We start from the raw sequence: 16,555 nt of genomic DNA, 5'->3' as shown, positions 1-16,555 counted from the left end.
GCTGCTGGACGAGCCGACCCAGGGCGTGGACGTCGGTGCTCGTCAGGAGATCTACGACGTCGTGGCCGGGCTCGCCGAACAGCGGGGCACGGCCGTGCTGTTCGCCTCCAGCGACCCGGAGGAAGCGGCCACGCTCGCCCACCGCTGTCTGGTCGTCGACCGGGGGCGGATCGTCGGCGAAATGTCCGGCCCCGAACTCACCGAAGAGGCCCTGCTGTCGGCCGTGCACGAGGCGGGCACGGCCGACACCGCCTCGGACGGGGCCGACACCGCCCCGACGCCGGCCGACGGAGATTCGAACCCGCTCGGCAGCGCCCCGAATCCACGCGGCACCGCCCCGAAGCCGCCCGACACCACCCCAGAGTCACCCGGTGGCGATCCGATCCCGCCGGGCACCGCCCCGAAGCCGCCCGGTGGCGATCCGGCCGTGCCCCACACCCCGTCCCACGAAGGAGCAGCATGACCACCGCGACCACGGCGACCGTCGCCGAACGCGCCGTTCCCGGCCCGCGTGCCCTGGCCGCGCACGGCCTGGCGGCCCTGCGGCGCCACCCCCTTCTCCTCGTACTCGCCCTGTTGGTACTGGTGTTCCAGCTGTCCACCGGCAGCTTCCTCGACCCGGGCAATCTGCGCGGGATCGCCACCGACGCCGCCGCCCTCGCGATCGTCGCCGTACCGCTGGCCCTGCTCGTCATCAGCGGGTATCTCGATCTGTCGGTCGGTTCGACGCTCGCGCTGGGCGCGCTGGTGGCCGGCTGGCTCGCGGGCGAGCAGGCCCAGTCCCCGGTCGTCGCCGTGCTCGGGGCGCTGGCCGTCGGCGCGGCGGTCGGTGCCGTGAACGGAGTGCTGTGCTGCTATCTGGGGCTGTCGCCGTTCATCGTGACACTGGGCATGCTGGCGGCCGTTCGCGGACTGGCCCAGCAACTGTTCCCGCTGCCGCTCAGCGGGTTCGGCGACGGGTTCGCGTGGCTGGGCGGGGCGCGGATCGCCGGGATCGCGGCGCCGGTCGTGATCGCCGCGGCCGTACTGGTCGCCGGGGCGCTGTTCCTGGCGTACACGCCGACCGGGCGGCATGTGTTCGCGATCGGTGTCAACCGGGAGGCCGCGTACCTCTCCGGCATCGACGTCCGCCGTACGCCCTTCGCGCTGTTCGTGGCCACGGGTACGGCGGCGGCGCTGGCCGGGGCCATCAAGGCGTCGGTGCTGGACAGCGTGGTCGCGGGCACCTCGGGCGCGGGCTTCGAGCTGACGGTGCTCACCGCGGTCCTGCTGGGCGGCGTCGCGCTCAGCGGGGGTTCCGGCTCGGTGCTCGGGGTGCTGCTCGGCGTGCTGTTCCTCGGTTGTCTGCAGAACGGGCTGACACTGCTGAGCGTGCCGACGTTCTGGCAGCAGATGGCCCAGGGTGTGGCCCTGGTGGCGGGCGCCGCCCTCGCGTACTTCGGCCCACGCCCGACCCGATGACGAGTCCCCGAACCCTGAGCGAGCCCGACCCGGTGACGGCACTCCTCCCCCTGCTCCCCCTACTCCCCTGCTCCCCCTGTTCGATCAACCCAGAGAGGTCCTCGTGAGCGACACCTCCCCCACTCTCGTCCTGACAGGCGGTCAGGTCATCACCGTCGACGCCGGTTTCACGGTCGCCGAGGGGGTGGCCGTGCGCGGTCGGGAGATCGTCGCGGTCGGCACGGACGCCGAGATGCGCACCCTGGCCGGGCCGACGACCCGGGTCGTCGAGCTGGCGGGGCGGACCGTGCTGCCGGGCATCAACGACTCGCATCTGCACGGCGCCGCGTACGGCCTGGCCAAGCCGCCTTTCGCCCTCGACGTCGGCCACCCCGCGGTCGGCTCGATCGCCGACATCACGGCGGCGGTGCGTGAGGCCGTACGGGGTGCCGGGCCCGGCGAGTGGATCGTCGGCCTGGGCTGGGACCCCGGCTATCTCGCCGAGTGTCTGGCCGACCCCGGGCGCTTCCCGCACCGCACGGACCTGGACGCGGTCGCCCCGCACCATCCGGTCTGTCTGACCGACTTCTCGCAGCACATGCTGTGGGCCAACAGCGAGGCGCTGCGCCGGTGCGGGATCGACGCGACCACCGAGGCGCCCGACGGCGGGGTCATCGACCGCGACGCCGACGGCCGGCCGACCGGCATCCTGCGCGAGGCGGCCCAGGGCCTGCTCCAGGCCGCCCTGCCCTCCCCCACCGTCGCCCAGCGGCGCCAGGCCATCCGGGGCGTCGTCGCCGAACTCCATTCGCGCGGCATCACCAGCTACACCGAGCCCGGTCTCGGCCCCGGCGGCGCCGAGACCCCCTTCGGCGGACTGAGCACCGACAACTGGACCGCGTACGCCGACCTCGCCGCGACCGGCGGTCTGCACGCCCGGGTCAGCGTCCTCCTCCTGCCCGCACCCATGGGCGGCTCCGCCGACGACGTCCGCAAGGGCCTCGCCGAACTCCACCGCCCCGCCTCCGCGGACCCCCGGCGCCTCAACGCCATCGGCGTGAAGATCTTCGCCGACGGGGTTCCCCCGAACCGTACGGCCTGGATGAACGAGCCCTACCTCGACGGCGGTCACGGCTCCCTCTGCGTCCACGGGCACACACCCGAGCTCCAGGTGGACGAGCTGAACGACATGATCCGCATCGCCCACGAGGCCGGCTACCAGCTGGGCGTCCATGTCACCGGCGACCGGGCCATCGACACCGTGGTGGACGCCTTCCTCGCCGCGAACGAGGCCGCGCCCCGCCCCGACGCCCGGCACTACGTCATCCACGGCGACTTCATCGGCGCGGACAGCCTCGCCAAGCTCGCCGCGCACGGTTACGGCGTCAATATGAACCCCGCCATCAAGTGGACGATCTCCGACCTGATGGAGGAGGTCGTGGGCCCGGAGCGGTCGGCGTACGAGTGGCCCGTCCGGTCGGCCTTCGAGGCGGGCGTCGCGGTGTGCGCCAGCTCGGACGCGCCGATCACCGTGCCCGACTGGCGCCAGGGTGTGGCCGGGATGCTGCTGCGGGAGTCCAAGGCCAGCGGTCGGGTCAGCGGCCCGGAGCAGCGCGTGGGCCTGGCCGAGGCCCTGCGCGCCTACACCGTCAACCCGGCCCGCCAGGACTTCGCCGAGGACTGGAAGGGCTCCGTGGAGGTGGGCAAGGTCGCCGACCTGTGCGTCCTGGACCGACCGCTCCTCGATCTGGACCCGCGTGACATCACCCGGGTCGAGGTCGACATGACGGTGTTCGACGGCGGGGTCGTCTTCGAACGGTGAAAGGGGCGGGGTCGGGCGCGAGCGCCGAGCAATCGGGGCGGGTCGGCGGTGCGCCGCCGTGCCCGCCTCAGCCGGTCAGTGCCGTCACCCGGCGTATGACCTCCTTGCAGAAGGCGCCCACCTCGTCGGGGTCGTCGATGAACTGGTTGGGCTTGATGCAGAAGGTCGTGAAGCCCTGTTCCAGCTGTTCCGGTATGGAGGCGAGGGCCGCGCCGAGGTCGGCCGGGGAGTGGTCGTCGGGGAAGACGGCCTGGGTGCCGCCGATCATCTCCAGTTCGGCGACGTCCCGGCCGGCGGCGGCCATCGCCTCCCGGAGCGTCCGCAGATCCTCGGGGGTCGGGCGGCCCAGCGGGTGGAAGCCGTGACCGTACTTCACCAGTCGGCGCAGTACGGGACCGTGCAGGCGCTGTCCGCCGAACCACAGTCTCGGGCCCTCGGGGCGGTATGCCTTGGGTTCGAAGTAGACGTCGCGGAACGGGTAGTGCTCGCTGTCGTGGGAGATCGGGGACGGTCCCCAGGCCTTGGCCCAGACGTGGAGGTGTTCGTCGAGCAGTCGGCCCCGGCCGGCGAAGGGCACACCGAGCGCGTCGTATTCGTCCTTGCTCCAGCTGACCGTCGGTTGCACCAGCAGCCGTCCCTCGCTGAGCAGATCGAGGGTGCCGAGTTCCCTGGCCATCAGCAGGGGGTGCCGCAGCGGGGCCAGGACGGCGGCGGCCAGCCGCAGGCGCTCGGTGACGGAGGCGATGGCGGCGAGCAGCAGCAGGGAGTTGGGCCAGGGCGTGTACGGGTCCTGGTCGCCGGGGAGTGCGTAGTCGCGGGGGTTGCCCATGATGCCGTCGGCGGCGGCGTCCGGGCCCAGCACGATGTGTTCGCTGACCATGACGGAGTCGAACCCGGCGTCCTCGGCCTCGCGCGCCCACCGTACGGCGGTGGGCAGATCGGCCCGGCCGCCCGTCAGTGTCCAGTTCTCGCTGAGGACCAGCAGCATGCGCGGTGGGGTGTTCATGACGGATTCCCTTCTTCCGTACAATTTGAGTCCGAACGATCGAATGACCGAACGAACGAAGGGTCAGGACCGCAAGGGCCGAAGTCGGCTCTCCGGTCCGGCCGATAGAGCATGTGACCGAAGGAGCGCCCGTGCCCGGCCAGCGATCCATCACCGAAGCCGAGAAGCTCGCCGAGGCGAAGCTCGGGGGCATCCCGATCCGCCGGGAGCAGATGGCGGCGGTGGCGAACATCTACCGGGCCGCCTCCGCGGTACGACAGCATCTGGAGAACTCCGTGCTGCGCGGCTCCGACCTCACCTGGACGGCCTTCGTGGTGCTGTGGGTCGTATGGGTGTGGGGCGAGTCCGAGACGCGGCATGTGGCGGAGGAGGCGGGCATCTCCAAGGGCACGCTCACGGGTGTGGCGCGCACCTTGGAGTCACGGGGGCTGATGCGGCGTGCCGATCACCCCACTGACGGCCGGCTGGTGCTGCTCAGCCTCACCGACAAGGGCGAGGAGCTGATGCAGCGGGTGTTCCCGCAGTTCAACGACGAGGAGGCGTTCGTCACCGGGCAGCTCAGCGACGCGGAGTGCCGCAGCCTCGCGGAGGGGCTGCGCAGTGTCGTGCTCCAGGTGGAGGAGCACGGCGAGGAGCGTCGCCGAGCCCTTCTCGACGGCGCCGAACCCGCGCCCCGCCGCAGCGGCCGTCGCCCGAAGGCCTGACGGCCGGGGCTTCTCCGGGAGGCCTAGGTCCGCGCCGTGGGGCCGGGTATTCGGGCCAGCGGCGCCAGGCCGACCAGCACCAGCGGGGAGGCCACGGGCAGTAGATCGAGGTCCACGGCGATCAGGAGGAAGCCCGCGAACACCGACAGTGGGCTCCATAGGGGCAGTCGTCGTGGCCGGCCGGCCACCAGCAGGGCCAACAGGGTGAGCATGCCGATCTGGAACGCCAACGGGCCGATCATCTCCAGCGGTTCGGGCAGCGGTGCCGCTTCGTCCAGGTCCGCGAAGAGGTCGGTGAGGATCACCCAGAGGAAACAGCCCACGCCGAACAGCCCTGCGGCGGTGGCCGAGTTCACCACGAGCCGCCCCCGCGCCGTGCCGACCGGGTGCAGCTGCCGCAGGCCGATGGTCAACAGACCGAACAGGACGAACGCGATGAGGAACAGGGTGTGGCCGACATTCCAGGCGAGCCCCGGTCCGTGCGCGCCGTCCAGGCCGTCGACCCAGCGCAGCACTCCGTAGAGCAACAGCAGGATCGGGGCCGCGAGGGCACAGACGCGCATTCCGGTGGGCGTGGATGACATACGAAAACGGTCCCATGCCACCGCACTGCGGCCTATCCGGGCTTCCCCCCGTCGAACCCGGTGAACGACCCCTAGGGGTGGTCATGGTCACGGCAACCGCCCCCGCGGCCCGCCGTGTTGCCGGGCCGCTCGCACGAAGGCGTCGAACAGCCCTTGCTGGGCCGGGTCCTCGTGAGCGGTGTCCTCGGGGTGCCACTGGACGGCCGTGAACCAGCCCCGGGCGCCCGGAAGTTCGAGCCCTTCGACGGTGCCGTCCGCCGCCGTGGCCGTCACTTCGAGGCCGGCACCCAGCCGGTCGACGCGCTGGTGGTGGTAGCAGGACACGTCGGTCTTCTCCACCCCCATCGCCCCTGCCAGATCCGACCCCGGCCGCAGGCTCACGGGGTGGACGACATGCCGGTGCTCACGCTCGGGGCCGCCCATGTCCTGCTCAAGGGTGCCGCCGAGGACGACATTGACCACCTGCAGACCCCGGCAGATCGCCAGCAACGGCAGGCCCGACTCCAGTGCGGTGCGGGCCACTTCGAGGTCGAAGGCGTCCTGGGTGTCGTCGACGTCGTAGACGGTCTCGTGGACGCCCGCCGCGCCGTAGCGGTGCGGTGCGAGGTCGCCGCCGCCGGGGAGCAGGACGCCGTCGAAGCGGGCGAGGCGGAGGGGGACGTCGGAGTCGGCGGGGTGAATGCTCGCCGGTTCGCCGCCCGCCCGCCACACGGCCTCGATCAGTGCGCGGGCGTTGACCTCGGCGGCGTACCGCAGTGCGGAGGTGGTGGCGGCGAAACGCGCCGGAACGGCGATCAGGGGCCGGGTCACAGCTGGATCCAGGTCGTCTTGAGATCGGTGTATTTCTCCAGGGCGTGCGCGGACTTGTCCCGGCCGTTGCCGGACTGCTTCATACCGCCGAAGGGCACGGTCAGGTCGCCCTCCTCGTAGCAGTTGACCCAGACCGTGCCGGCCTTCAGGGCACGTGAGACGCGGTGTGCGGTGGACAGGTCGGAGGTCCACAGGCCGGCGGCGAGGCCGTACTCGGTGGCGTTGGCCAGTCGTATCGCCTCGTCGAGGTCGTCGAAGGCGAGGACGGACAGGACGGGGCCGAAGATCTCCTCGCGGGCGAGCCGGGAGCCGGGGTCGACCTGGTCGAACACGGTGGGCTGCAGGAAGCTGCCGCCGGCCGCGGCCGTGTCGGTCCCGGCACCGAGCCGGTCCCCGCCGGTGCGCAGGCGCGCGCCCTCCTCGACGCCGTGCCGTACGTGGTCGAGTACGCGCTCCAGGTGGCCGTTCCTGACCAGTGGCCCCATCTCGGTGGCCGGGTCGAGCGGGTCGCCGACACGCAGTTCACGGGCCCGGCGGACGACGGCGTCGGTGATCTGTTCGGCGATGGAGGAGTGGACCAGGAGACGGGAGGGGGCGGTGCACATCTCGCCCTGGTTGAAGAAGATGCCCCAGGCGGCGGTGGCGGCGGCCCTGTCCAGGTCGGGGGCGTCCGGCAGGACGATGTTCGGCGACTTGCCGCCGAGCTCCAGCCAGACGCGCTTGAGGTTGGAGTCGGCGGAGTAGTGCAGGAAGTGGCGGCCGACGGCGGTGGAGCCGGTGAAGGCGAGGACGTCGACGTCGGGGTGGAGCCCGAGGGCGCGGCCGGCCACCGGGCCGTTGCCGCCCACGACGTTCAGGACGCCGGGTGGCAGCCCGGCCTCGGTCGCGAGCCGCCCCAGCAGGAGCGCGGAGAGCGGTGAGTTCTCGGAGGGCTTGAGCACGACCGTGCAGCCGGCGGCCAGGGCCGGGGCGACCTTCCAGCTCGCCAGGGTCAGGGGGAAGTTCCACGGGACGACCGCGCCGACCACACCGGCGGGTTCGCGGGTGACGAGGGCGAGGGCGTCGGGAGCGGTGTGCGGGGACTCGTCGGTGAGCTTGTCGGCGAGTTGCCCGTACCAGCGGAAGGTGTTGATGGCGGCGCGCAGTTCGATGCCGTACGCGTCCGTGATGGGCTTGCCCATTTCCAGGCTGACCGCGAGGGCCAGTGACTCCCGCTGCTCTTCGAGGAGTTCGGCGATGCGCAGCAGGACCCGGCCGCGCTCGGCGGGTGCGAGGCGGGGCCAGGGGCCGGTGTCGAAGGCGCGGCGGGCGGCGGTGACGGCGGCGTCGATCTCGGCGGGTCCGCCGTCGGCGACCTCGGCGACGACCTGGCCGTCGCGGGGTGAGACGACGGTGAAGGTGCCGCCGCCACCCGGTTCGTCGGCGCCGTCGATGTGGTGCGCGCCGGGCACCTCCAGCGCCTTGGCGCGGCGAAGCCACTCGTCGTGGGTGGCGGCGGGCATGGGGACCTCCAAGCCGTTTCGAACAGGTCGGTTGTTTGGGTTCAAACCATGAGGGGATGGGGCTGCCCGTTCTCCGGTGGATGCCGGAGGCCTGCGCTCAGCCGTCGCTCGCGGCCGGGAGCGGGCGCTTGAGGCGGGCGCCGACGATCCCCAGCAGCATCACGGCCGGAATGGACAGCTCCAGCCACATGGCGGTACCGCTGTCGCCGCCGATGAGGGTGGTGAAGTTCTCCACGACCAGCCAGATCGCGCCGACGATGCCGAGCGCGCCGAGGGCCGGGGCGATCAGGGTGTTCCAGGGCCGGGTGTCGAGGCGTTCCCTGCGGAAGAAGGCGACCACGGAGACCGACGTCAGGAAGTACAGCAGCATGATGCCGAGGACCGCCACGCCGCTGCCCCAGGAGAACAGGGTGAGCACCGGGTCCTTGCCGGCCGGCGCGAACGGGACGACCAGCAGCACCGCGACGGCGGTCTGGACGGCGCCCGCGACACCGGGCGAGTGGCGGCGGTTGATCCTCGTGAGCCGGTGGGGCAGCAGTCCGTCGCGGCCCAGCGAGTACAGATAGCGGTTGGCGGAGTTGTGGAAGGCGAGGATGCCGGCGAAGAGGGAGGTGGCCAGCAGGATCGGCAGGACGTCGTTCACCCAGGAGCCGAAGAGGTCGGCGATCGGGGCGAAGACGAACGCGGTCGAGTCGCCGCTCTCCAGCGCCTTGCCCGCGGCTGCGGGCGCCTTCGAGGCGCCGTACGCGGAGACCAGCATCCATGAGGCGAAGGCGAAGAAGCCGGTGACGAGGGCGACGGCCAGATAGGTCGCCCGTGGGACGGTTCTGCGTGGCTCGCGCGCCTCCTCGCCGTAGATCGCGGTGGCCTCGAAGCCGATCATCGACGCGACGGCGAACATCAGCGCCACACCCGGGGCGCCCTCCAGGACCTCCCCCGGCGAGAACGACTGCGCGAGGCCCAGCCCCTCCGGTCCGCCGCCCTTGAAGAACGTGACGAGCGCGAAGACGCTCAGGATGCTGAACTCCGCCATGACGAAGACCGCCAGCACCCGGGCGCCCATCTCGATGCCCGCGCCGCCGAGGACCTGGACGATCGCCATGGTCACCAGGGAACACGCCCACCACGGCACGTCGGCTTCCGTGTAGTGCGCCAGCAGGCCGCTCACCGTCGCCCCGTACAGGCCGTACATGGCGGCCTGGATCGCGCAGTAGGCGAAGAGGGCGATCCCGGCGCTGCCGGTGCCGACGGCGCGGCCGAGGCCCTTGCCGATGTACGTGTAGAAGGCACCGGCGTCGACCACGTGCCGGCCCATCGCCACGAAGCCGACGGAGAAGAGCAGGGTGATCACTCCGGCGGCCGCGTAGGCGGCGGGGGTGCCGGGACCGTTGCCGATGGCGACGGAGATGGGGACGGAGCCCGCGATGCCGGTGAGCGGCGCCTGGGCGGAGAGGACGAAGAAGAGGATGCCCAGTACGCCGAGGGAGTTCGGCTTGAGCCTGCGGGCGGTGGAGGTCTCGGTCTCGGTCGGGTTGCCGACCGCCGTCTGACTGTCCACTCGGATCACCTGCCTGGGGAGGGGAGAGGGTCGTTTCAGGCCAAACGAGTTGCCTTATCGTGGGGCCGAACTATCCGTTTGGCAAGGGGGTGAGGACGGGTTCTTTCTCGCCCCCGCCGCCCCTACCCGTCCCTCCCCCACTCTCGGCTTCGCTCGAGCGGGGGGACCCCCATCAGGGGGCTGCCCCCCAGCCCCCGCCGGGGGCTGGGGGGGTGCGGTGAGTGGGTGCGTGCGGGTTGTGTGTGGTTGCTCGCCCTCACCCGAACTCGAGGGAACCGTTCGGCGCGAGCCTCAGTCGGTGTCGGACAGCCGGCGCAGCACCCCGCGCAGCTCACCCAGCGCGTCCTCGATGACCGCGCGCTCGCCGAAGACGAGCTGGTGCAGGACAAGGCCCTCCAGCGTGGCGAAGACCATCCGGGAGAACCCCTCGCTCACCGGTCCCGGCAGCATCTGGGTCAGCTCGCGACGGGCCGCGTCGAAGTACTCCTCGTACAGCGCGCGCAGATGCGGCAGCAGCTCGGGCCGGCGGCGGGACTCCAGCAGCAGTTCGTACTGGAACGCCTGGAGATCCGGTCCGGACTCGACCATCTCCGTGAGGCCGGCGGCGAAGGTGGCGGCCTCACCCGTGCCGGTCTCCATCGCGCTGCTGCTGAGCGAGGAGCGGATGGCGTGTGCGAGGGCCTCCTCGATGAGCGCGTCGCGCGAGCCGAAGTGGTGCACGACGAGCCCGTGGGTGACCCCCGCCTCCTCCGCCACCGCCCGGTACGTGAGCTTGCGCAGCCCACCGTGGGCCACGACCCGTACGGCCGCGTCGAGCAGGGCCTCACGGCCGGCACCGTAGTTCACACGCTTACGGGGACGGCTGCGGTCGGTCGGCTCGACGGACTCGGTCATGCCCGCGACCCTACCGGCGCCGCCCACCTCAGCGACGTGGAGGCCTGATCCCTCGGAACTCCCAGTCGCCGCCGAGCGCGGTGGACAGCACCTCCTCGGACTCGGTGGGCTGGGCCCCCACGTCGGTCCGCACGGGAGTGGGGCCGGTGACGATGTGGTTGGTGAGCCGCCCGAGGCCCTCGACCTCCACCTCGACGACGTCGCCGGGCTGGACGGGGCGGGAGTTGGCGGGCGTGCCGGACAGAAGCACATCGCCGGGGTACAGGGTGATCGTGCGGGCGATGTCGGCGACGAGGTAGTGCATGTCCCACTTCATCTCGTCCGTCGAACCGTCCTGGACGACCTCGCCGTTGACATACGTCCGCAGCCGCCTGCCGTGGAAGTCCCAGTCGGTGACGAGGCCCGGGCCGAGCGGGCAGAGGGTGTCGGAGCCCTTCACCCGGAGCATCGAACCGGCGTCGGTGTCGCGGAAGTCGTGCAGACCGTAGTCGTTGGCGATCGTGTATCCGGCGATGTACTCACCCGCCTCATCCGGCGCGATGTTCCGGGCCGTCCTGCCGATGACGATGGCCACCTCGCCCTCGTAGTTGAGCCACTTGCAGCCCTCGGGGCGGACGATCGCGCCCTGGTGGGAGTTGAGGGAGGAGGTCGGCTTGTGGAAGTAGGTCGGGGTCTCGGGGAGTTCGATCCGGAACTCGTCGACGCGGCTGCGGTGGTTGAGATGGACGGCGATGACCTTCGACGGCACGACCGGGGGCAGATGCCGGGCGTCGTCGGTCTTGACACGGCGGCCGTCCCCGGCGACCAGTTCGTCGCCCTCGACGGTGACCTGGACGACGGCGCCGTCGAGGAGGATACGGCGGTATTCGGGCATGGGGGCTCCTAGATGCGGCTGTGCGGGGTGCTCGGGGCGGGCAGGCCGGTGCCGGTCCAGCCGTCGGCGGGGCGGTCGAACCAGAGGTGGACCTGGCCGGTGCCGACGGAGTTCTCGTACTCGCCGTATTGGCGGGCCTTGGCGATACAGGCCTGCTCGCCGAGGGCGCCGGCCATCATCAGGTAGTGGAAGAACTTGGCCTCGGGCTTGAACTTCCAGAACTCGTCCATGGTGTCGAGGACCTTGTCGTGCCGGCCCTCCTTGAACCAGGCGATCCGCTCGTAGTCGGCCTCGCGGGCCTCGGGCGTGAAGATATGGACCGGGTCGCTGGCCTCGTGGTCGCGCAGTTCGCGCAGCGGCCAGAAGGTGTGCGACAGCGCGCCGGAGGCGATCAGCAGGACCCTTCGGCCCGGGGTGGCGGCGATGCCGTCGGCGAGCGCCCGCCCGAGCCGCAGATGGTCCTCCATGTCGCCGGTCTGGCAGACACCGATGGTCACCCACCGCTTGTCGGGCAGCCCCTCCCCCAGGTACTTCCAGAGGTTGATGGTGGCGTAGTAGATCGGCAGGTACTCGTCCTCGATCGCGGTGATCCAGGTACCGTGCCGGTCCGCGAACCGCTCGATGTTGTACGCGAGTTCGGGGTCGCCGGGGAAGTCGTACGGCATCCGGCACATTCCGCGCGGCAGTTCCTCGGAGGTGAACAGGCCGGCGCGGCGCTGCTGGGCGGTGACGACGAACTCGACGGTGGTGGCCCAGTGCGAGTCGAGGACGACGACGGTGTCGTACTCGTTGGCGGCATCGCCCTCGAAGACGTCCCCGCGGAGCTCCCGGAGCCCGGTGACGAGGGTGATCTCCTTGCCCTCGTTGAGCTCGCGGCGCTCGGCCTCGGGCAGCACGATGGTGGGGACGTGGGCGAGCAGACCCGCCCCGACGATCTCACCCATGGTTCTTCCATCCGTTCGGTGCGGTCACGGTGTTCTTCAGGTCGCAGTAGAAGTCGAAGCTCCAGGTGCCGCCCTCCCGGCCGACACCGGACTGCCGGGAGCCGCCGAAGGGCGCCTGGAGATCCCGTACGAAGAAGCAGTTGACCCAGACCGTCCCCGCGACCAGTCGGGCCGTGACCCGTTCGGCGCGCTCCGGGTCCGAGGTGGCGAGGGTGGCGGCCAGCCCGAAGCGGGTGTCGTTGGCCAGCCGGATCGCCTCGTCCTCGTCGGCGAAGGTCTGGAGCGTCAGGACCGGCCCGAAGACCTCCTCCTGCACGATCTCGGAGTCCTGGGCGACATCGGTGAGCAGCGTCGGCGCGTAGTACTGCCCGTCCTCACGGTGCCCGCCGATGACCACCCGCGCCCCGGCCGCGACCGCCCGCCGCACGAACCCGTCGATCTTCTCCAGCTGACGCGGATGGATGGTGGGCCCGATGTCGGTGGCCTCGTCGCGCGGATCGCCCTGCTTCAACTGCCTGGCCCGCTCGACGAACCGCCGGGTGAACTCCTCCACGACCGGCTCCTCGACGAGGAACCGGGTGGCCGCGAGACACACCTGCCCGGCGTTGTCGTACTGCTCCACCGCGAGGTCGACGGCGAGGTCCATGTCCGCGTCCGCGAACACCAACAGCGGTGACTTGCCGCCGAGTTCGAGGCTGAGCGGCGTCAGATTCGCCGCCGCCGACGCCGCGATCCGCCTGGCCGTCGGCACGGACCCGGTGAAGCTGATCCGCCGCACGTCCGGGTGCGAGGTGAGCGTGTCGCCGATCTCGGCGCCGTACCCCTGCACGACGTTCAGCACGCCGGCCGGCAGCCCCGCCTCGGCGGCGATGTCGGCGAGCAGCGACGCGGTCAGCGGCGACCACTCGGCGGGCTTGAGGACCACGGTGTCGCCGGCGGCCAGCGCCGGGGCGACCTTCCAGGTGGCCAGCATCAGCGGCGCGTTCCAGGGCGTGATCAGTACGCAGGGACCGGCCGGGTCCCACGACACATGGTTGCTGTGCCCGCGCGTCTCGAAGTCCTCGTGGTCGAGCTTCAGCAACCAGTCCGCGAAGAACCGGAAGTTGTGGGCGACACGGGGCATGACACCGCGCCGGTGCGAGCGCAGCAGCGCCCCGTTGTCGTTCGTCTCGACGATCGCCAAGTCTTCGAGCCGCTTCTCGACCCCGTCGGCGATGGCATGGAGGATGCGCGCGCGTTCGGCGCGCGAGGTGGCCGCCCAGGAGGGGAAGGCCGTCTTGGCGGCGGCGACGGCGGCCTCGGCCTCGGCGGGACCACCGCGAGCGATCTCACCGAGGGTACGTCCGTCGATGGGCGAGACGTCCGGGAAGGTCTCGGCGGAGGCGACGCGCCGGCCACCGATCCAGTGCCGGGTGTCGATGGAGACACCGGCGACGACAATTTTGTCGGTCATGACTCTGGCTCCGAATTCAAGAAGAGGGAGCGCCCTGTCTTTCTTTCAGGGGCGCGGGGCTGTATCGACATGCGACTCCGCCGCGATGGGGCCCCTCCCGCCCATGGGGGTACCTTCCGCCAGCCACGGCGGACCGGCAGCGGACCACCGGCCTCACTCGGCAGCCGCTCCCGACAACCCGGACTCCAACAACCGCCCGCCGTCCCAAACCACGCCCACCTGCCGGTGATACGCGGCGATCGGCTCCTCGACGGACAGCCGAGCCAGCTCCTCCGTGGGCGCCTCGAACAGCTCCAACTCGGCGTCCCCGACCCACGGTTGCCCGCCTTCAAAGGACGCGGCCCCGGACTCGATCAACTCGTCCAGCGCCAACCCCTTGCCCTTCTCGATCGAGGGCAGCCACCGGTGATGAGCCATGGGATGCCCGTTGACGAACCCGTTCGTCTCCGACGGCTCCCGCAGGGTCACCACGGTCTGGGCCAACCGCCGGTCGGCCGCCGCCAGCGTCGCCCCGAAACGCGCCCCCGCCTCGATCCGCGGAGCGGGCCCGTACGGGTGGGGCCGCGTCTGGTGGATGGACCCGAGCTTCTTCGGATACCCCTGGTGCAGCCCGCGGGCGATCGCGAAGTCCTTGTCGACCCAGATGTAGACGCATCGCGAGTACGTCCGTCCCTTGTACCGGCAGCGGACGACCGCGAAGGCCTCCTTGTACTGCGACAGCACGGGGTCGAGCAGTTCCGCGCCCGACGCCGAGCAGGACTGCCAGTCGGCCCAGATCAACGCGACCGCGCCGGGGTCCTCGTCGGCCAATTCCAGCGGCTCGGGCAGCAGTTCCCGTACGCGCGCCGGATCGGTCCGGTACTCGACGGTGAGCAGGTCCCCGGAGTAGCGCCACGGCGGGGACGGGATGAGCGACGAGGCACCGCTCGCCGTCTTGGGATGGAAGTAACCGCGAACACTGGTCATGACGAGGGTTCCTTACATTGCTTACGAGGCCGGCACCGTGTGAGCGGCGTACGGGACACGGCTTACGAGGCGAGCGCGGGCTGCTTCAGCAGCTGGGCCCGGTAGCGGGCGGCGCCCATCGCGGCGGCCTGGCCACCGAGGGCGACGACGCCGACGAGTCGGCCTCCGCTGTGGTAACCGAACAGGACGTCACCCTCCGGGTCGCCGTCCAGGACCCGTACGTCGTCCTTGCCGAGTACGGGCGCCCCGAAGGACTGCAGCCGGAAGTCGTGCTGATCGCTCCAGAAGGTCGGCAGCGGCGCGAAGGCCGCGAGGTCCGCCTCCGAACCGCCCAGCCCGGCGACGAGCACCCGCGCCGCGTGCTTGGCGGTGTCCGTGGGGATGGACCAGTGTTCGACCCGGCGGGGCACCCCGTCGTAACGGGCGTTGGGGAAGCGGGCCACATCACCCACGGCGACCACGTACGGAAGACCGCCGACCCTCAAGTGCTCGTCGGTCAGCACACCGTCCGTGAGGTCGAGCCCGTTGCCGTCCAGCCACTCGACGTTGGCGACCGACCCGACGGACTCCACCACCACATCGGCGGGGAGCACCCTGCCGTCGCTCAGCACCACGCCCGTGACCCGGTCCTCGCCCCCGACGCCCTCCGGGCCCTCGAGTCCGGTGACCCCGGTGCCGAGCGCGAAGCGCACCCCGCGTCGCTCATGTCGGCGCAGCAGCGCGCGGGCGGGGAGTTCGCCGAGGGGGCCGACCATCGGCAGGGGCAGCGGATCGACGACGGTCACCTCGCGGGCGCCGAGTGCGACGGCGGTGGCGGCGACCTCGCAGCCGATGAAGCCGGCGCCGATCACGACGACGCGTACGCCGGGCCGTCGCGTGAGCGCGTCCCGCAGGGCCTGGGCGTCGCCGAGGGTGCGGACCGTGTGACGGCCCTCGGTGGGGCCCGGGCAGCGGAGCCGTCTGGGGCGCATGCCGGTGGCGACGACCAGCCCGTCGAAGGCGAGGGTGTCGCCGTCGGCCAGATCGAGGGTCCGTTCGGCCAGGCGGGCGCCGGTGACGGGGGTGCCGAGCCGCCATTCGACGTCGGCCGCGGCGGCCTTGGGAGTGAAGGCCAGGGAGTCGAGGGACGCCTTGCCGGCCAGGACCTCCTTGGACAGCGGGGGCCGGTTGTAGGGCATGTGGGGTTCGTCGCCGACCACGGTGATCGCCCCGGTCCAGCCGGCGGCGCGCAGTTGCTCGGCGGCGCGCAGCCCGCCCATGGAGGCCCCTGCGACGACGACGCGCCCAGCGGCCGGGGCGGGCACCTCGGCCGAGCCGCCGGGAGCCTCGGTCGGCTCCGGTACGCCCGCCACGTCAGGCACGCACCTCACATCCAGTTCGCCGGTCATGTCAGGCCTCGATCCGGATGGCCTGGAGCGGGCAGACGTCCGCGGCCTCCTCGACCTCGTCGCGCAGCGCTTCGTCCGGGTCGGAGACGTACAGCAGATGCCCGTCGTCGTCCATCGAGAAGACGTCGGGGGCCGCGAAGACGCACTGTCCGTGGTCCTGGCACTTGTTCATGTCGACGACGACCTTCATGGCCGGTCCTCCTGGAGGTGAGGGCGTCGGAGCGGGGGTGAAGGGGACAGAGGGGCCCTGCTGCGTCTTATCATCTGGGCGAGGCATCGGTGGAGGCGGCCAACGGCCTGCGGGAGAACCGGGTGCGGTTGGCCAAACTGTGGCGGGAGTCGCACCTCGCCAAGGCCGGCCTCATCAATGCCGAACGCCTCGTGGACATCACCCTCCGGCCCTCATCGCCCGAACTGCGGCACGGCGGCCTCGACGCCACGCTCGCCTGCCAGATCTGGCTTCTCACCATCTGAAGGGGAACATCTCCATGCAATTGCGCGAGGACGTGTCCTTGGTCGACACGGACTACGGCAAGGTCCTGCTGAACGGCGGTACGGGCGAGTACTGGGAACTCAACCCGACCGGTGGTCTGATCCTGGCGGCCCTGCT

Annotated in this window: 16 protein-coding genes and 1 pseudogene; 5 read left to right on the top strand and 12 right to left on the bottom strand. The window is 71.4% G+C overall.

The genetic code is table 11. From position 1 onward, the window contains the following. From STRIP9103_RS51555 to STRIP9103_RS18030, 3 genes and pseudogenes are all read left to right on the top strand, one after another. Positions 1-463, top strand: a pseudogene (locus tag STRIP9103_RS51555) (hypothetical protein); the annotation flags it as partial. Continuing rightward, positions 460-1,461: an ABC transporter permease gene (locus STRIP9103_RS18035; RefSeq protein ID WP_009314181.1), complete on the top strand. Its 1,002-nt coding sequence runs from the start codon at positions 460-462 to the stop codon at positions 1,459-1,461. The pseudogene STRIP9103_RS51555 and the gene STRIP9103_RS18035, both read left to right, overlap by 4 nt. Positions 1,462-1,564: 103 nt before the next feature. Further along, the gene (locus STRIP9103_RS18030; protein WP_009314182.1) at positions 1,565-3,262 is read left to right on the top strand and encodes an amidohydrolase; all 1,698 of its coding nucleotides are present in this window, start codon (positions 1,565-1,567) and stop codon (positions 3,260-3,262) included. Between the two features lie 67 nt (positions 3,263-3,329). Here STRIP9103_RS18030 and STRIP9103_RS18025 read toward each other — a convergent pair whose 3' ends face one another. Beyond that, on the bottom strand, positions 3,330-4,268 hold the full coding sequence (locus STRIP9103_RS18025; protein ID WP_009314191.1) for an LLM class flavin-dependent oxidoreductase: 939 nt from the start codon (positions 4,266-4,268) through the stop codon (positions 3,330-3,332). A 131-nt stretch (positions 4,269-4,399) separates the two neighbouring features. Between STRIP9103_RS18025 and STRIP9103_RS18020 the strand changes: the two genes are divergently transcribed. After that, a complete protein-coding gene (locus tag STRIP9103_RS18020) occupies positions 4,400-4,972 on the top strand; it encodes a MarR family winged helix-turn-helix transcriptional regulator (protein ID WP_009314190.1) in 573 nt (190 codons plus the stop codon). 23 nt (positions 4,973-4,995) lie between these two features. On the opposite strand, the gene STRIP9103_RS18015 is transcribed toward STRIP9103_RS18020, so the two are convergent. From STRIP9103_RS18015 to STRIP9103_RS17965, 11 genes are all read right to left on the bottom strand, one after another. After that, the gene (locus STRIP9103_RS18015; RefSeq protein WP_048820492.1) at positions 4,996-5,556 is read right to left on the bottom strand and encodes a hypothetical protein; all 561 of its coding nucleotides are present in this window, start codon (positions 5,554-5,556) and stop codon (positions 4,996-4,998) included. 87 nt (positions 5,557-5,643) lie between these two features. Continuing rightward, the gene (locus STRIP9103_RS18010) at positions 5,644-6,366 is read right to left on the bottom strand and encodes a gamma-glutamyl-gamma-aminobutyrate hydrolase family protein (RefSeq protein WP_009314187.1); all 723 of its coding nucleotides are present in this window, start codon (positions 6,364-6,366) and stop codon (positions 5,644-5,646) included. Beyond that, on the bottom strand, positions 6,363-7,868 hold the full coding sequence (locus STRIP9103_RS18005) for an aldehyde dehydrogenase (protein ID WP_009314180.1): 1,506 nt from the start codon (positions 7,866-7,868) through the stop codon (positions 6,363-6,365). Before STRIP9103_RS18005 ends, STRIP9103_RS18010 begins: the two co-directional genes overlap by 4 nt. 97 nt (positions 7,869-7,965) lie before the next feature. Then, the gene (locus STRIP9103_RS18000; protein WP_009314185.1) at positions 7,966-9,426 is read right to left on the bottom strand and encodes an APC family permease; all 1,461 of its coding nucleotides are present in this window, start codon (positions 9,424-9,426) and stop codon (positions 7,966-7,968) included. A 291-nt stretch (positions 9,427-9,717) separates the two neighbouring features. After that, complete coding sequence (locus STRIP9103_RS17995; protein WP_009314186.1) at positions 9,718-10,320, bottom strand: TetR/AcrR family transcriptional regulator; 603 nt, start codon at positions 10,318-10,320, stop codon at positions 9,718-9,720. Positions 10,321-10,348: 28 nt separating this feature from the next. Further along, positions 10,349-11,194, bottom strand: coding sequence for a fumarylacetoacetate hydrolase family protein (locus tag STRIP9103_RS17990; RefSeq protein WP_009314195.1), 846 nt, complete (start codon positions 11,192-11,194; stop codon positions 10,349-10,351). Between the two features lie 8 nt (positions 11,195-11,202). Beyond that, positions 11,203-12,138 (bottom strand): 3,4-dihydroxyphenylacetate 2,3-dioxygenase, encoded by a 936-nt coding sequence (locus tag STRIP9103_RS17985; RefSeq protein WP_009314193.1) that lies wholly within the window; start codon positions 12,136-12,138, stop codon positions 11,203-11,205. Continuing rightward, the gene (locus STRIP9103_RS17980; RefSeq protein ID WP_009314189.1) at positions 12,131-13,591 is read right to left on the bottom strand and encodes an aldehyde dehydrogenase; all 1,461 of its coding nucleotides are present in this window, start codon (positions 13,589-13,591) and stop codon (positions 12,131-12,133) included. The genes STRIP9103_RS17985 and STRIP9103_RS17980 overlap by 8 nt, the downstream gene beginning before the upstream one ends. Positions 13,592-13,744: 153 nt before the next feature. Continuing rightward, complete coding sequence (locus STRIP9103_RS17975) at positions 13,745-14,557, bottom strand: acetoacetate decarboxylase family protein (RefSeq protein ID WP_009314184.1); 813 nt, start codon at positions 14,555-14,557, stop codon at positions 13,745-13,747. Between the two features lie 62 nt (positions 14,558-14,619). Further along, a complete protein-coding gene (locus STRIP9103_RS17970; protein WP_267950629.1) occupies positions 14,620-15,861 on the bottom strand; it encodes an NAD(P)/FAD-dependent oxidoreductase in 1,242 nt (413 codons plus the stop codon). 85 nt (positions 15,862-15,946) lie between these two features. Further along, positions 15,947-16,135 carry a ferredoxin gene (locus tag STRIP9103_RS17965; protein WP_009314194.1) on the bottom strand — a complete coding sequence of 63 codons (189 nt, stop codon included), beginning with the start codon at positions 16,133-16,135 and terminating at the stop codon, positions 15,947-15,949. 89 nt (positions 16,136-16,224) lie between these two features. On the opposite strand from STRIP9103_RS17965, the gene STRIP9103_RS17960 reads away from it, so the two are divergent. Continuing rightward, positions 16,225-16,419 (top strand): hypothetical protein, encoded by a 195-nt coding sequence (locus tag STRIP9103_RS17960; RefSeq protein ID WP_009314188.1) that lies wholly within the window; start codon positions 16,225-16,227, stop codon positions 16,417-16,419. Positions 16,420-16,555 lie beyond the last annotated feature (136 nt).

Source organism: Streptomyces ipomoeae 91-03 (assembly GCF_000317595.1).
Classification (GTDB): Bacteria; Actinomycetota; Actinomycetes; order Streptomycetales; family Streptomycetaceae; genus Streptomyces; species Streptomyces ipomoeae.
Note: the sequence above shows the minus strand (reverse complement) of the source record. Positions and strands in the feature narration are given on the sequence as shown.

Coding starts and splice junctions, on each gene's coding strand:
- STRIP9103_RS18035 (WP_009314181.1), top strand. CDS start 460: ATGACCACCGCGACCACGGCGACCGTCGCCGAACGCGCCGTTCCCGGC.
- STRIP9103_RS18025 (WP_009314191.1), bottom strand. CDS start 4,268: ATGAACACCCCACCGCGCATGCTGCTGGTCCTCAGCGAGAACTGGACA.
- STRIP9103_RS18015 (WP_048820492.1), bottom strand. CDS start 5,556: ATGTCATCCACGCCCACCGGAATGCGCGTCTGTGCCCTCGCGGCCCCG.
- STRIP9103_RS18005 (WP_009314180.1), bottom strand. CDS start 7,868: ATGCCCGCCGCCACCCACGACGAGTGGCTTCGCCGCGCCAAGGCGCTG.
- STRIP9103_RS17995 (WP_009314186.1), bottom strand. CDS start 10,320: ATGACCGAGTCCGTCGAGCCGACCGACCGCAGCCGTCCCCGTAAGCGT.
- STRIP9103_RS17990 (WP_009314195.1), bottom strand. CDS start 11,194: ATGCCCGAATACCGCCGTATCCTCCTCGACGGCGCCGTCGTCCAGGTC.
- STRIP9103_RS17985 (WP_009314193.1), bottom strand. CDS start 12,138: ATGGGTGAGATCGTCGGGGCGGGTCTGCTCGCCCACGTCCCCACCATC.
- STRIP9103_RS17980 (WP_009314189.1), bottom strand. CDS start 13,591: ATGACCGACAAAATTGTCGTCGCCGGTGTCTCCATCGACACCCGGCAC.
- STRIP9103_RS17975 (WP_009314184.1), bottom strand. CDS start 14,557: ATGACCAGTGTTCGCGGTTACTTCCATCCCAAGACGGCGAGCGGTGCC.
- STRIP9103_RS17965 (WP_009314194.1), bottom strand. CDS start 16,135: ATGAAGGTCGTCGTCGACATGAACAAGTGCCAGGACCACGGACAGTGC.